At 57.6% G+C, this 12,081-nt stretch carries 14 protein-coding genes; 10 read left to right on the top strand and 4 right to left on the bottom strand.

Annotated elements, in window-relative coordinates; translation table 11 throughout:
- Positions 1-31: 31 nt before the first annotated feature.
- Together ACYJRZ_RS17685 and ACYJRZ_RS17680 are read left to right on the top strand one after the other, a co-directional pair.
- Positions 32-778 carry a GntR family transcriptional regulator gene (locus ACYJRZ_RS17685; RefSeq protein ID WP_459461039.1) on the top strand — a complete coding sequence of 249 codons (747 nt, stop codon included), beginning with the start codon at positions 32-34 and terminating at the stop codon, positions 776-778.
- A 2-nt stretch (positions 779-780) separates the two neighbouring features.
- A complete protein-coding gene (locus tag ACYJRZ_RS17680; RefSeq protein ID WP_459461037.1) occupies positions 781-1,230 on the top strand; it encodes an OsmC family protein in 450 nt (149 codons plus the stop codon).
- A gap of 122 nt (positions 1,231-1,352) precedes the next feature.
- On the opposite strand, the gene eglC is transcribed toward ACYJRZ_RS17680, so the two are convergent.
- A complete protein-coding gene (gene eglC / locus ACYJRZ_RS17675) occupies positions 1,353-2,789 on the bottom strand; it encodes an endo-1,3-1,4-beta-glycanase EglC (RefSeq protein ID WP_459461035.1) in 1,437 nt (478 codons plus the stop codon).
- A gap of 567 nt (positions 2,790-3,356) precedes the next feature.
- Here eglC and ACYJRZ_RS17670 point away from each other — a divergent pair.
- Positions 3,357-3,881 (top strand): invasion associated locus B family protein, encoded by a 525-nt coding sequence (locus tag ACYJRZ_RS17670; RefSeq protein ID WP_459461033.1) that lies wholly within the window; start codon positions 3,357-3,359, stop codon positions 3,879-3,881.
- A gap of 1 nt (position 3,882) precedes the next feature.
- Here ACYJRZ_RS17670 and ACYJRZ_RS17665 read toward each other — a convergent pair whose 3' ends face one another.
- Positions 3,883-4,170, bottom strand: coding sequence for an FCD domain-containing protein (locus tag ACYJRZ_RS17665; RefSeq protein ID WP_459461031.1), 288 nt, complete (start codon positions 4,168-4,170; stop codon positions 3,883-3,885).
- A 354-nt stretch (positions 4,171-4,524) separates the two neighbouring features.
- Between ACYJRZ_RS17665 and ACYJRZ_RS17660 the strand changes: the two genes are divergently transcribed.
- The 5 genes from ACYJRZ_RS17660 (at position 4,525) to ACYJRZ_RS17640 (ending at position 8,096) form a co-directional block, all read left to right on the top strand.
- On the top strand, positions 4,525-5,538 hold the full coding sequence (locus tag ACYJRZ_RS17660; RefSeq protein WP_459461029.1) for a zinc-binding alcohol dehydrogenase family protein: 1,014 nt from the start codon (positions 4,525-4,527) through the stop codon (positions 5,536-5,538).
- 354 nt (positions 5,539-5,892) lie between these two features.
- Positions 5,893-6,453, top strand: coding sequence for an FMN reductase (gene msuE, locus ACYJRZ_RS17655; protein WP_459461027.1), 561 nt, complete (start codon positions 5,893-5,895; stop codon positions 6,451-6,453).
- A 57-nt stretch (positions 6,454-6,510) separates the two neighbouring features.
- Positions 6,511-6,681 carry a hypothetical protein gene (locus ACYJRZ_RS17650; protein ID WP_459461025.1) on the top strand — a complete coding sequence of 57 codons (171 nt, stop codon included), beginning with the start codon at positions 6,511-6,513 and terminating at the stop codon, positions 6,679-6,681.
- A gap of 64 nt (positions 6,682-6,745) precedes the next feature.
- On the top strand, positions 6,746-7,330 hold the full coding sequence (locus tag ACYJRZ_RS17645; RefSeq protein ID WP_459461023.1) for an RBBP9/YdeN family alpha/beta hydrolase: 585 nt from the start codon (positions 6,746-6,748) through the stop codon (positions 7,328-7,330).
- 106 nt (positions 7,331-7,436) lie between these two features.
- Positions 7,437-8,096, top strand: a complete 660-nt coding sequence (locus ACYJRZ_RS17640) for a peroxiredoxin (protein ID WP_459461021.1) — start codon at positions 7,437-7,439, stop codon at positions 8,094-8,096.
- A gap of 56 nt (positions 8,097-8,152) precedes the next feature.
- On the opposite strand, the gene ACYJRZ_RS17635 is transcribed toward ACYJRZ_RS17640, so the two are convergent.
- Entirely contained in the window at positions 8,153-9,055 is a 903-nt protein-coding gene (locus ACYJRZ_RS17635; RefSeq protein WP_459461020.1) for a LysR family transcriptional regulator, read from the bottom strand.
- Positions 9,056-9,149: 94 nt separating this feature from the next.
- Between ACYJRZ_RS17635 and ACYJRZ_RS17630 the strand changes: the two genes are divergently transcribed.
- Positions 9,150-10,184 carry an aldo/keto reductase gene (locus ACYJRZ_RS17630; RefSeq protein WP_459461018.1) on the top strand — a complete coding sequence of 345 codons (1,035 nt, stop codon included), beginning with the start codon at positions 9,150-9,152 and terminating at the stop codon, positions 10,182-10,184.
- Between the two features lie 61 nt (positions 10,185-10,245).
- On the opposite strand, the gene ACYJRZ_RS17625 is transcribed toward ACYJRZ_RS17630, so the two are convergent.
- Complete coding sequence (locus tag ACYJRZ_RS17625; RefSeq protein ID WP_459461016.1) at positions 10,246-11,277, bottom strand: aldo/keto reductase; 1,032 nt, start codon at positions 11,275-11,277, stop codon at positions 10,246-10,248.
- Positions 11,278-11,536: 259 nt separating this feature from the next.
- Here ACYJRZ_RS17625 and recX point away from each other — a divergent pair, with 259 nt between their 5' ends.
- Positions 11,537-12,073: a recombination regulator RecX gene (recX, locus tag ACYJRZ_RS17620; RefSeq protein WP_459461014.1), complete on the top strand. Its 537-nt coding sequence runs from the start codon at positions 11,537-11,539 to the stop codon at positions 12,071-12,073.
- The last annotated feature ends 8 nt before the right edge of the window (positions 12,074-12,081 follow it).

Genomic DNA, 12,081 nt, shown 5'->3' with positions numbered 1-12,081 from the left:
TCCAATTTGCGGCCGATGAAGAGACGGCAGCATGCAGCGTCGCAGGCCCGGATTATTAATCCTTTTAGCCGGGGAACCACAAAAGACGCCAGGCTCGAATATCGATAGCAAAGGCTTGACGAACTTCGCGGGAATATCCTACTTTGGATCCATGGATCCAATGTCGATTTTCAGTGAGCTGCAGTACGAGATCGAATCGGGCCAATTGGCGCCGGGGTCAGTTCTCAAACAAGAGTTGATTGCTGAGCGGTTTGGCGTCAGCCGCCAGCCCGTCAGGCAGGCTTTGAACCGGTTGCTTGGGAGCGGCTTGGTCGTGCGGCGTCCTGACCGCAGTCTTGCGGTGGCGGTTCTTTCTGAACGTGAGGCGACTGAACTTACCGAACTTCGTGCTATCCTTGAGGTCGCTGCCATGGAGCAGTCGGCCCCATTGCTCTCGCCCGCCACCCTGCGGAAGGCTGAAAAGCTCAACGATGAGCTATTCGCAGAATACGATCCATTGCGGATTGAAGAGCTCGACCATCAATTCCATAGCGCCCTGTATAGCGGTTGTAAAAATACTCGATTGCTTGGAACCATAGAAGCGCTTCGGCGGGAATGCCGGCGTGCGTGCTTTCATCAAAAGGCGGGCGCTCAGGAGCGGATAGAGTTTTTCGAGGAGCATGCTGCAATCGTTGCCGCTTGTACGAGGCACGATATCTCGGCGGCTGTGGAGCATCTTCGCCGCCATCTTACCCAAACGACCGCAAGACTTCTTTCCATGCCGACAAAGGATGATTGATCATGAAAATGACCGTCGAGGTACATTGGGAGCGAGAAGGAGCGGTATTTACCGACAAGCGCTACAGCCGCGCCCACATCTGGCGCTTTGATGGTGGGCAAGTCGTGCCGGCGTCAGCCTCGCCGCATATCGTTCCGCTTCCCTATTCTGTGGAAGCCAACGTCGATCCGGAGGAGGCATATATCGCGGCGATCTCCAGCTGTCACATGTTGACTTTTCTCTCGCTCGCCGCGCCCAAACGGATCGTCGTCGAGAGCTATACCGACAAGGTGACTGGCGTGATGGAGAAGGTCGACGGAAAATTGATCGTCAGCCGTGTCGAGCTCAGTCCGACCGTCGTCTATGCCGGGGAGCCGCCAACCGCCGCAATGCAAGCGGAACTGCATCACCTGGCGCATGAGCAATGCTTCATCGCCAATTCCGTCAAGACGCAAATCCAGGTCGTGACTTAAGAAATCCATCTCGCTGTCACGATTGATCGGTGGATTGAGCCGCGCGGCAGCAATGGCGTGGAACGGCAGCCCGGACCAACCCGAAGCCTGCCGCTCGGATATTCAGGTGACCTTGATCCCCGTCAAATATGCCAATCCGTCGTATGCGCGGATTGGGATGAGGCGGCAAGCTGGGCGGCATGATCGTCCAGGGAATAGGCCTTGATATAGTCGATCTTCATCTCGGACCCGTTCGGGAGGCCATCCGTTGGCGTGCCTGCCACGCCGCCGACGGCGAGATCGACCAGCATGTACATCGGGCCGTGCATATCGGCCGGCGTATCGGCATGGGCAACGGCCACGTCGTCAAAATACCAAACGATCTGATCCTTGTCCCAGAGGACGCCGTAATTGTGGAAGCCGTTGGTGCTCGGCACTTCCACTGGAATAGACGTCATCGTGTGCTCGCCGGTCTCGTTCGTATGAACTGTGGCGTTCACCGTGGTGGGGTTCTGCCCGCGCATCTCCACCACATCGAGTTCCGGCGGCCAGGAACCGTCCTCCGGTAGCAGCCAGAAAGCGGGCCAGACGCCTTGATTATGCGGCATCTCGGCTCGCATTTCGAAATATCCGTAGGTCTGCGAGAAGGTGGAGTGAGTGGTCAGAATGCCTGATGTATAATCATGTTTCTCGACGATCGATTTCAATGCATCCGGCGTCTGCTTTGCCGTGATCGTCAGAATGCCGTCGGAAACGGAAAAGGGGTTCGCGGATGCGGTCGGTGCATAAGAAGGATTGATGTACCACTGCAGCTCGTCGTTCAAGCTGCTGCCTTTGTCCGGCGCCCAGGAATATTTAGCATCCCAGGTGCCCTGCGCTCCCTCGTGCAGCGAGAGCGTGTTGAAATCATCCGAAAAGGTCTGCGTCAGCGAAGATCTGTCAAGCCCGAGCTGAAATTGATCTTCGTGCAGATCGGAGATGGTCTTGTTGGCGAAGACCAGGCTTTCGCCATTGCCGAGATCGAGCCGGACATTGGCGCCTTCCTGCGTGGAATGGCTGACCACCTGATCGAAGGACGTTAGGCCATATTGATTGAGCCGGACCTTGTCGTCATCGCTGAAATCGGTGATGAGATCGCTGCCGTTGCCCTTGCTGATGATGAAAGTGTCGGCGCCGCCACCGCCTATCAGCACGTCATTGCCGGCACCGCCGTCGATGGTCTGGCTACCGCTACCCCCGGTGATGATATTGTCCGCGTCATTGCCATAGGCATGACGATTGTTGCCGGTGACGGTGAGATTTTCGAAGTTTTCCGGCAGCGTATAATCCATCCAGGTATTGATGGTATCGATGCCGGCATTGGGCGCTTCATAGGCGCGGTTTATGCTGGAATAGAGATAATAGATATCGTCGCCGGTGCCGCCCATCATCGTCACATTGACAGAGGCGTCACCCCACATGGAGTCGTTGCCGGCGGTGCCGTAAAGCACCGGGCCGGAGCCTGTGGCGGAAAAGAAACCTGTCGATGTATCGCTATAGTACAGTGGCTGTCCCAGGGCATTCAAAACTGAATTGGGCATCAGAATCCTCTTCCTTTGTGCCGGACGACCTCCTCCGCAGAGTTAATATTTCCTCCCGCTTATGTACGCCATATAGCGTGCATTGTTTTTCCGCCCACCCCTGCGACCAAGTTTTTTCGCCGATCCGCTCTCGTGCCTCGTTCCTTCGTAGTGAAGGGCTTTTGACGCGTCGTGCAATCTGCATGCAGCGGTACTTCTCTCAATAGAATTCAAGTTGAAGTAAATTTTACTGTGGGAATATATAGATATATATTACGCGAGGCTTAATAATGTATTTCATAAAATATTTGAGTTCTGTCCACAGTAAATATTCGACATATTCGTTGAATATGACTGAAAAGATTTCTAGTATTACACCAAATGGAGGATGCACTGGCGTAAAATTGCCAATATGAGATCGCAAGAACTCAGCTACTGAAGGGCGGAGGCTGAGATGCGACATGCGATGTTGCGGCGATACGCCAGCTAAGGGGGATCGGAGATGGACGAGATAAGGCCGTTCAAGGTGATAGTGGGCGTCGAGGAGGGCTGGTCAACATCGATAAAGCGACCGGATGGCGGTTCGTGATGGCTGACAAGGCGACCATCATCGCCGCCGGTTCAGGCGCATTTCAGGAGCGTTATGGCGACTGGATACTTACCATCGTCAATCAGGGCGCTGCTGACCTTGCCAGGCTGTCTTACGCCATTTCATACACGCTGTATGATCTGCAGACAAATACACCTGTACTGTCGATTGAACTTACTCCAGAGGGTGGGAGTCTCCGGGGCATGTTGGCTTTGCCGCAGGGGCTATACCTGCGGAGCGTCGGACTACTACCAGACGGCAAAGCTACTCCCAGCCTCGCCTCGCCATTTACCGCCGCTTTCCCACGTGCCTGTCTTGTCGAGCTGAAGCTAAATAAAGCCATGCTCGCCGGTCTGCGGCGCAGGCGCAGTCTCCCTGTGACATTGGCCGCAGCAGATACCGACCGCGAGGTAAGTTATGTCATCTCTCTTCATGGGTTTGCCGAAGCTCTCAACCGGGCGCTCTCCATCGTCGATCCTTACGCAGCGAGAGCAGACACCGGGCCAGGCATGACCCTTCAGTAGGTCATGTCCGGCGGCGTGCTCGGATTTTCAAGTTGAGCGTCTCGAGTGATGCTCGCAGGCCGTGTACGGCGCGCCTCGCTAAGGTGCGCCGTACACGGCTGGCTGATTTTTTCGGATCCCTTAAGAGAATCGCATCGATATAATCCAGATGCTGACACACCGCTGCTTTATTACGGCTGCGCTCGTCTTTCTTGTTCCATTGAGAATGATAGAAGAAAATCAGCGAGATGGCGTGATAGAATTCGGTGACGAAGCGGTTGCTGGAAGCGCGGTTGATCAGGCGATGCAATGCTCGTCCAGAAGCGAGAACTGGTGATAGTCGGTCTCGATCGTCTCCAGAAGCTCAAGATGCTGCGCCCCCACCGTTGCTGGTTTTTTAAACATAAAACACCGCTTTAAACTGTTTATCTCAGCCGTGCAGATTCAGCGCAAGGAGGCGGTGAATGGGCGCAATCCAGTGTCAACGTTCGAGGCGAAGATGGTGCTCAACTCATCCCTGTATGATACCGGTGTGCGCAAGGACGAAACTGCCTTGATGTGTGCTCCACCTGCCGGTCGACATTGGCGCATCGAACTGCTCTATATTCAGTGAACCAGATTTGCGCGCCCGGTTTACTGCCTAATCCAGGAAAGGTTTCGTCACGTGAAAGCTCTGTCGATCGAAAGTGAAGGCGTAACCCGTTTCACCGATGTTGCTCGCCCGCAGCTCGGGGAAGGTGATGTCCGTGTTTCCGTCCGTCATGTCGGCATCTGCGGGAGTGATCTCAACACGTTTCGAGGCCTCAATCCACTGGTGCAATTGCCGCGCATTCCCGGGCACGAGATCGGCGGCGAGATCGTCGAGACAGGGGCGGGAGTTCAGCCCGCCTATCGGCCCGGGCAGCGCGTTATCGTGCTTCCTTATACCAGTTGCGGCACGTGCTCCTCCTGCCGCAAGGGGCGTGTAAATGCCTGCCGCTACAATCGCACGCTCGGTGTGCAGCAGGATGGCGGACTTGCCGAAGAGATCGTTCTTCCGGCAGAGAAGCTGATCCTCAATGATACCCTTGAGTCACGCTTTCTCGCCTTGGTCGAGCCGCTATCAGTGGGCTTCCACGCAGTGGCACGCGGCCGCGTGTCGGCGAGCGATCGCATCGTTGTGCTGGGTTGCGGAATGATCGGCATGGGCGTCGTCATCGGAGCCGTTGCTCGCGGAGCCGAGGTGATTGCCGTCGACCTCAGCCAGGAAAAGACCGCGCTGGCAAAACAGTTTGGAGCCCGCCACGCAATCGATGCCGGCACGGAAGATGTCGCTGCGCGCATTGTCGAACTGACGGAAGACCAGGGCGTCGATGTGGCCTTCGAGGCAGTCGGTCTTCCGGAAACCTTTCGTCAGGCGATCGACCTGGCCGGCTTTTGCGGGCGCGTCGTCTATGTCGGTTACGCCAAGGCGCCCGTTAGCTATCAGACGCAAATGTTCAATCTCAAGGAGCTTGATATCATGGGGTCGCGCAACGCGACCAAGTCTGATTTCGATGCGGTCATCGCCTATCTTGAAACGATCGGCGGTCGTGCCGCCTCGCTTATTTCCAAGGTCATACCCTTCGCCGATGCCGAAAGCGCATTGCCCTTTTGGGACAAGAACCGCGACGTTTTGAAGATCGTCGTCGAAAGATAAATATATATGCGCGTATGCAATCTCCGGCCGCGCTTCCCGGTTGAGTGGGTTGATATCGTCGTCAACAGATGCCGGGAATACGCACCCCGGCTAGTTCTGCTTTGCTCCAACTCCGCCGAGGCAGACGATGTGGCTTGTCCGGCCCGCTCTTTGATGCCCCGGATATTTTCGAAGATGCGAGTTGACGTCCATCCCTTCCTTTCGGGGCATTTGTGGGGTCCGCCTGGCTGGCCGCGGTAGAAAGAGATTTTCCAATTCCTGCGCCTTCAGAGATCGCTGTTCCTTTTAATCTACTATTTTTATGGACAATATTTGCATTATCGAAAATGCATGCGATCTTCGGAAGGGATAAGAATGAGTGCGCCCAAACTTGTCGGCATTGCCGGCAGCTTCAACAGGCCGTCGAAGACCTATGCGCTGGTCCAGACTGTCGCGGATCTGGCAAGCGGGCGCTATGGCTTCTCAAGCAGGATCTACGATCTGCATGATGTCGGCCCATCTCTCGGCGCGGCTCAGTGGCGCAAGGATCTCGACGATCAGGCGAAGGGTGTGATCGATGACATCGTCTCGGCAGATGCCCTGATTATCGGATCGCCGACGTTCAAGGGCTCTTACCCGGGGCTGTTCAAGCATCTGATCGACCTCATCGATCCGCACGAGCTGCGCGCCAAGCCGATCATCATCACGGCGACCGGAGGAGGAGACAGGCATGCGCTGATGGTGGAACATCAGCTGCGGCCGCTCTTCGGCTTCTTCATGGCACATACCCTGCCAACCGCCGTCTACGCGTCGGATCGTGACTTTACCGACTACAGGGTTTCCTCGGAACCGCTTGCCAGCCGTATCAATGAGGTCGTCGGTGAGCTCTCTGCCTTCTTCCCGCATTCGATAGCGGCGCTTGCTGCGGCCGAATGATGGGCTGAGGACGATTTGCATTAGCCGCTTGGGATTATCAACCAAATGGAGGGTTACATGAAATGGAATGTCATTAGCCGCCTGAAGACGATTCTTGCCGGGCGCGCCTTGCAGGAGGCGAATGAACGCATCCAGTCCGTCGATCGGCCTGAGCCCGCCGAGCGAGAGCTCTCCGCGCGCGACTACGAGATCTACTATTGGTGTACATCCCCCGCGCCTTGGCATTGAAGGGGTGCGTTTTGATTTCCTGTCGCAAGCTTTGCAATCGATCGCTTTTCTTCGTGAGGCTTCCATGACCAGAGTACTGATCGTGCCTGGCCTTTTCGGCTCGGGTGAGGGGCATTGGCAGCGCTACTGGCTGCAGGATCATTCCGACGTGCGGCTTGTCGAGCAGGATGACTGGGACTTTCCCAATCTCGGCAGCTGGATGGAGAAATTGGAAGCCGCGCTGGAAGAAGCCGGAGAAGCCTATATAGTTGCCCACAGCTTGGGCTGCGTGCTGACAGCGAGATTGGCTGGCCGCCAGGCTGCACGAAGGGTCAAAGGTGCGCTGCTCGTAGCCCCTTGCGATATTCCGGTGACGGAAACCTTGCACGCGGGACATCTATCCTTCGGCACCATGCCGACGGATGCGCTGCCTTTCTCAAGCATGACGATCGGGAGCTTGAATGACATTTATATGAGCCTCGACCGGCTCGGCATGTTCGGACGGCTCTGGAATTCGGATATTCGCAATATCGGTCTTGCAGGACATATCAATATAGCAAGTGGTTACGGGCGCTGGGCGGGCGGTTACCGCTTTCTGGACATGTTGAAGGCGCGTAGCAGGCATCGCAGGCCGCAGGGGTTTTCAGCGGCAATCGCGGCGTCCCTATAAAAGAATGGCTTTTCATATCCGACATTCGACGCCATTGTGCGACGGATTTTTTCTCGTTCCCGGGCTGTCACAAATGCACGCCGGGGCAGGTTTTGGAGGTAAGACAATGAGTTTGCGCATCAACGATATCGCGCCGGATTTTACGGCCGAGACGACGCAGGGCGAGATTAAGTTCCATGACTGGATCGGTAACGGCTGGGCCGTGCTCTTCTCGCATCCGAAGAACTTCACGCCGGTCTGCACGACAGAGCTCGGCGCCATGGCTGGCCTCGAAGGCGAATTCCGCAAGCGCGGCGTCAAGATCATCGGCATTTCCGTCGATCCCGTGGAGAGCCATGGTCGCTGGAAGAACGACATTAAGACGGCAACCGGGTTCGACGTCGACTACCCTCTGATCGGCGACAAGGACCTGAAGGTCGCCAAGCTCTATGACATGCTGCCGGCAGGTGCCGGCGAAAGTTCGGAAGGCCGCACGCCGGCCGACAACGCCACCGTCCGCTCCGTCTTCGTCATTGGTCCCGACAAGAAGATCAAGCTGATCCTCACCTACCCGATGACGACAGGCCGCAACTTCGGCGAAATCCTGCGCGCGATCGACTCGATCCAGCTGACATCAAAGCATCAGGTCGCAACACCGGCAAACTGGCAGCAGGGCGAGGACGTCATCATCACCGCCGCAGTCTCCAACGAAGATGCGATTACCCGCTTCGGCTCGTTCGATACGGTATTGCCCTATCTGCGCAAGACCCGGCAGCCGACCGCCTGATCAGCGTCACAATCGCCTTTCCAAGGATGCGATGCGGCCGTGGGCCGCGTCGCTCTTCAAAGGCTGACATTCTCGCGCAAAAAATCCAGCAAGGCGCGCACGCGCGCTGGCAGGGGGCCGCCCTGGCCAATATAGACGGCGTGGAATTCCTCGATATCTCCGGGATTGAATTCTTCCAGCACCGGCTGCAATCGCCCGGACATAATATCTGATTTGACCGTGAAGGCGGCAAGCCGCGCCAGGCCGGCACCGGCAAGCGCCAGATGCCGCATGGCTTCGCCGTCGCTCACCTGCAGCCTGTGCGCTGCCGGTACCGTCGCTACCTCGCCGTCAATGAGCAGCGGCCAGCCTTCGATCACCCTCGAATAGCTAAAGCTGATGCGGCAATGTTTTGCCAATTCCGCGGCGGAGTGAGGCGTCCCATGCCTGCGTAGATAGTCCGGCGAGGCGACAATGATACTTCGTGTCGTTCCAAGCTTGCGCGCCATGAGGCTGGAGCTCTTCAGCGGCCCGGCGCGGATTGCGACGTCGGCGCGCTCCTCCATCAGGTCGATGACCCGGTCCGTATGGAAGATCTCCAGTGACACATTCGGGTGCAGCGCCATGAGGCCCGGAATGAGTGGAGCCAGCACATGATTGCCGAAGGAGCCGCTGGTATTGATGCGGATATGGCCGGCCACCTGCTCTCCCGCCGATGCATGGCGTTCGGCTTCGGCAATATCGGCAAGAATAGCGACACTGCGTTCGAAGAAGGCACATCCCTCGGGGGTGAGCTGTAATCGCCGCGTCGAGCGGTGGATTAGACGCGCGCCAAGGCGCTTTTCAAGTCTCGTGACAAGCTTGCTGACAGCGGACGGCGTCATCCGGCAAGCCGCGGCTGCGGCGGTGAAGCCGCCGAGTTCCACAGCACGCACGAAGACTTCCATTTCACCGGATCGGTTGATTTCTTGGCGGCTCATGATGAATTGAAGTCATAAATCAGTTTCTTTCCGGCAATCTATATCACCTTTGGCCGAGCGTCTATCTATCTGAAGAACCAATAGGAGATAGACAATGGAATATAGAAATCTCGGTGCTTCCGGCTTACGCGTTCCGGTTCTCAGTTTCGGCGCCGGCACATTTGCCGGCAGCGGCCCTCTCTTCAGCGCCTGGGGCTCGACGGATGCGGCGGAAGCGCGGCGCCTGGTCGACATCTGCCTGGAGGCCGGCGTCAATCTCTTCGATACGGCCGATGTCTATTCGGCAGGCGCATCGGAGGAGGTGCTTGGTCAGGCGATCCAGGGCAGGCGGGATGCCGTGCTGATCTCGACCAAGACAGCACTGCCGATGGGCGATGGACCGGCTGATTGGGGGAGCTCGCGTTCGCGACTGATCAGATCGGTCGACGCTGCCTTGCGCCGGCTCGGGACCGATTACATCGATCTATTGCAACTGCATGCTTTCGACGCCTCGACACCTATTGAGGAAACGCTTTCCACACTCGATGGCCTGGTGAAGGCGGGAAAGATCCGCTACATCGGTGCTTCCAACTTCGCCGGCTGGGAGCTGATGAAATCGCTCGCGATCTCCGAGAAGCACGGCTACCCACGCCATGTCGCCCATCAGGTCTATTATTCGCTCGCCGGCCGCGATTACGAATGGGAGCTGATGCCCCTGGGTCATGACCAGAACGTCGGCGCCCTGGTCTGGAGTCCGCTGGCATGGGGCAGGCTTACCGGCAAGATCCGTCGCGGACAGCCATTGCCGGAAAAGAGCCGCTTGCATGAGACTGCGTCTTTCGGGCCGCCCGTCGATGACGAGAGGCTGTTCGATATCGTCGATGTGCTGGATGAGATCGCCGGCGAGACCGGAAAGAGCGTTCCGCAGATCGCGATCAACTGGCTCCTGAGCCGGCCGACGGTCGCAAGCGTGATCATCGGCGCGCGCAACGAAGAGCAGCTGCGGCAGAATCTCGGCGCGGTCGGCTGGACGCTGTCGAACGAGCAGATCGAAAGGCTGGATAAGGTCAGTGAGGTGACGGCACCCTATCCCTATTTTCCCTATCGGCGTCAGGAAGGCTTCGCCAGACTGAACCCGCCGCTCGTCTGACGCGGCAGGCGATCCAAACAATGGCGGCGAAGCAGGCCAATGCTCCGCCGCCGGGTGCAACTTAACGGCCACCCTCGATCTTGCGATGGCGCTGGTTCCGGCCGCTTTCGCCATAAGGATAGCCTGCGGGTTGCGGCGCGCTGACCTCGTTCAGCCGATCCATCTCCGCCTCCGAGAGCGTCAACTTGGCGGCGCCAAGATTGTCGGCAAGCTGTTGGGGCGTGCGAGCGCCGAGAATGACTGACGTTACCGCCGGGCGTGCTGCCGTCCAGGCAAGCGCTACCTGTGCCATGGTCACATCTCGTGTCCTGGCGATCTCCTCCACAACGGCAATGATTGCCCAGGTTCGCTCCTGCGCATTGCGTGGAGCAAAGGATTCGCTGCCGCGGTTAGGGTTTTCGCCAAGTCTTGTGGCGCCGGTCGGCATTTCGTCGCGCCTGTATTTGCCGGTTAGCCAGCCGCCGCCGAGCGGCGACCAGGGAAGCAGGCCCATGCCGGCATCGAGGCAGGCATCAACGATTTCAAGTTCGATATCGCGAACGAGCAGATTATATTGCGGCTGCAGCGTCACCGGCCGCGTATAGCCGCGGGCCTTGGCAATCTCGACGGCCTTGGCGATGTGCCAGCCGACATAGTTGGAGAAGCCGTAATAGCCGATTTTGCCGGCGCGCACGGCATCGTCGAGAAACCGCAACGTCTCCTCAATTGGGGTCAGGGCATCCCAGGCATGCATCTGATAGAGATCGATATGCTCGATGCCGAGACGACGCAGCGAGTCATCCAGGGCTTGACCCAGATGACGGCGAGACAGGCCGAGATCGTTCGGTCCGTTGCCCATCGGGAAACGGCCCTTGGTGGCGATCACGGCCTGGCGCGCCTCTGTTGGACGAGCTTTCAACCAGCGGCCGATGATCTCTTCTGACTTGCCGGCGCTATAGACATCGGCGGTGTCGATGAAGTTGCCGCCCCATGCGAAATAATCGTCGAGAAGCCTATGCGACGCGGCCTCGTCTGCTTCCGCGCCGAAAGTCATGGTGCCAAGGCAATAGGCCGTGACAACGGCCCCGCTTGGGCCGAGCTTGCGATAATCCATTCCTGCCTCCTCTGAACGCAGCGCTGGCCCCCGATCGGCAAAGCTGTCGGGAAAGCCGCAGGCTCCGTGATCCATAGCAATGTGGTGCTTGAGACGGCCTCCACCGTCGATGGGGTTCGACGCTCGGCGTTTTACCGCCTTGGCCGCAAAATGAGCATAACCAATCATCCCATGATTACCAAGCGCATTCATTGCCTGAGTGGCCTGGCTTGCGTAAAATTCTCCGTGATGATTCTTCTCTCGCCGAATGCTTGCCTTCATGGATGAAACGCTGACAAGCCGCATGCTTTCCTGGGCACGCAACTCCACCATCTATCGCCTCGAGCGCCGGATGATGACGGAAAAGGAGCTGTTCGACGCGATTGCCAAAAAAGCCAAGCAGAAGTTCGAGGATATCAGCGACGCACAGATCAAGACGCTTGCTGATTTCGCCGTTAAATTCGCTTACGAACTGAAAGTCCTCGACGACGTCGCTTTTGCCGAAATCAGCACACGCTCGGCAGTTCGTTCCGGCAAATCGAAGAAAGCCATCGCCTTCAAGCTCGCGTCCAAAGGCATTGCTGGCGAAACCGTCGTTGCGGCCGTGGAGGAGGTCGACGATCTCCATTCCGCCGTCATCTTTGCCAGGAAGCGTGGTTTCGGCCCGTTCCGGCGCTGCGATCTCGATGAGAAGCGCAAGGCAAAGGAATTATCCGCCTTCGCCCGCAACGGTTTCAGCTTCGCCGTCGGCAAGAGAGTCTTCGAGATGGAGCGAGAGGATGCCGAAGAGCTATTGCTGTCGGCTTCGGCATTCTGACGCTCGAT

This window comes from Rhizobium sp. No.120 (assembly GCF_054558365.1).
This window is presented reverse-complemented; position numbering and strand designations above follow the sequence as displayed.